This is a genomic window from Novacetimonas hansenii JCM 7643, assembly GCF_000964405.1.
GTDB lineage: Bacteria > Pseudomonadota > Alphaproteobacteria > Acetobacterales > Acetobacteraceae > Novacetimonas > Novacetimonas hansenii.
In genome coordinates this window covers 1-1,807 of the sequence record NZ_BANE01000261.1, presented here as the reverse complement: position 1 = coordinate 1,807, position 1,807 = coordinate 1, and the positions used below count along the sequence as shown (strand labels likewise).

The following is a 1,807-nucleotide window of genomic DNA, read 5'->3' as shown; positions in this document are numbered from 1 at the left end:
AGCTTCACCAAAAACTTTTATGATTTCACGATCTTATCGGACTTACCTTTTCAAACAGCCTCTAAAAGTCACCATCATCATTTTTTCAAAAAGATGATGGGACACAAGGATTTTTTTCAAATCCTCCAACAGGGTTTTTTATTGTTCCTGTCACCAGGCATTCCCAAACAGCCGTCAGGGACAAGGATGGCAGGACATGCCTGCCTGATGTTTCCAGCGTCCGGCGCGTTCAGGATGCCGCACGGTCCTTACGCGCCTTCAAGACGGTCTCCGCCGCAGCCTGCAACTGCTGTGCCAGATGCAGGGCCTGTTCGGGATGCAGGGCCGTGACCACACGACGGTCCCCCGATTTCAGGTGTTCGGGGGATGTAGCCATGAACAGGTCAAGGATGACCACGGTTCCCTGCACGGCCTCCGCGCCGCAGCTTACCGTGGGATAGACGACAACATTGCCGCTGGCGTCTTTTGCTTTTTCGTCAGACATGGGGTCCTGTCGTGATAGGGGGAATGAAAGGGGGATTAGCGCATGCGTTTCTTCTGCGCCTGTTCATGACGCAACTGCGCGCTCTGCGCCTCGATGGTTTTCTGCGCATTTGCCAGCGCCTCCCTAAGGCGGAGCAGCTCGGTCTTCAGGGCTGCGATCTCGGCACGCAGGGCGGGGGGATGATCATCCATTCGTCACAACCTTTGCATACAAAGAAGGGGCTACTGGGTTGCAAATCGCGAACGCACCTGATCGAACAGGGCGCGCGCGGCCATGTCGCGGGTATCGGCATGTTCCATCAGGTGACGCATGCGCGCGACGATGTCTTCGGCATGCACTGTGCCACTGTCCACCAACAACTGCATCAGGTCCATGATGACAAGCTGCTGTGCCGCGATCATCTTGACCACCGGCATCACTTTCTTCTGTGCCGCCTGATCGGCCGCCTGCGCCAGAAGCTGCTGCAACTGTTCGCTCTCGCGATCCGTAACCTCGGTCATGTGTTCCTCCCGCCATGTTTTTTGGTTGGGTGCATGGTGGTCGTATCCACGTCCGCGGGCAATGCCCACCATGCGGGGAAGGTATCCACAAAGCGAACACCTCCCCCCACAATGGCGGGAATATGCTATACACAGGCATGGCGTACCATATCCTTCCCGATCTTGTTATCTCTGACGACGATATTGTCGTGACCTATATCCATGCGTCCGGGCCGGGGGGGCAGAATGTCAACAAAGTCGCAACCGCAGCACAACTCCGCTTTGACATGGCGCGGTGTGCCGCGTTGACATCGCGCATACGCGCCCGCCTGCACCTGCTGGCGGGTAGCCGTATGACACGCGACGGGACCATCGTCCTGACCGCACAGAAATTCCGCAGCCAGACCCGTAACCGCGAGGACGCGATCGAACGCCTGTGCGACCTGCTGCGTCAGGCAGCCCATGTCCCCACGCGCCGCATCGCCACCCGCCCGTCCCGCACACAGCGTCGCCGCAGGATGGATGACAAGTCACGGCGCGGTCAGGTCAAGCAGGGACGTGGCCGCCCGGCCCTCGACTGATCGCTGCCCCGGCATGGCAGGTCGTTTGAAAACAGCATTTTCATAAGATTTCAGGTGTCACCTTTTTAGCAAGGGGACATCTTTCAAAGCTTTTCTGGAAAGCAGCTTCACCAGAAACTGTTGTCAATCCAGCCTGAACAGATACGTAAAAACCGTCTGGGAACCCCTTAGAGAGGGTTTGAAAACAACTCATTGATAAAAAAAGGAAAAGTTTTTGGATGCCGCCTTTTGATCGAAAAAGGCGGCGTCTTCTGAAGCTTTTT

5 protein-coding genes are annotated in these 1,807 nt (G+C 56.4%); 1 reads left to right on the top strand and 4 read right to left on the bottom strand.

Annotated features, from left to right (window positions below; translation table 11 throughout):
• Positions 1-229: 229 nt before the first annotated feature.
• From B7G66_RS14305 to B7G66_RS14300, 3 genes are read right to left on the bottom strand one after another with little or no spacing between them, the layout of a single operon-like run.
• On the bottom strand, positions 230-484 hold the full coding sequence (locus B7G66_RS14305) for a hypothetical protein (RefSeq protein ID WP_003617795.1): 255 nt from the start codon (positions 482-484) through the stop codon (positions 230-232).
• Positions 485-519: 35 nt separating this feature from the next.
• Positions 520-675 carry a hypothetical protein gene (locus B7G66_RS18255; protein WP_003617794.1) on the bottom strand — a complete coding sequence of 52 codons (156 nt, stop codon included), beginning with the start codon at positions 673-675 and terminating at the stop codon, positions 520-522.
• A 30-nt stretch (positions 676-705) separates the two neighbouring features.
• Positions 706-984 carry a hypothetical protein gene (locus tag B7G66_RS14300; protein WP_040511442.1) on the bottom strand — a complete coding sequence of 93 codons (279 nt, stop codon included), beginning with the start codon at positions 982-984 and terminating at the stop codon, positions 706-708.
• Between the two features lie 137 nt (positions 985-1,121).
• On the opposite strand from B7G66_RS14300, the gene arfB reads away from it, so the two are divergent.
• Positions 1,122-1,544 (top strand): alternative ribosome rescue aminoacyl-tRNA hydrolase ArfB, encoded by a 423-nt coding sequence (gene arfB / locus B7G66_RS14295; protein WP_003617792.1) that lies wholly within the window; start codon positions 1,122-1,124, stop codon positions 1,542-1,544.
• Between the two features lie 40 nt (positions 1,545-1,584).
• On the opposite strand, the gene B7G66_RS18480 is transcribed toward arfB, so the two are convergent.
• A partial coding sequence (locus B7G66_RS18480) for a hypothetical protein (protein WP_206778204.1) occupies positions 1,585-1,807 on the bottom strand: 223 nt, incomplete at its 5' end.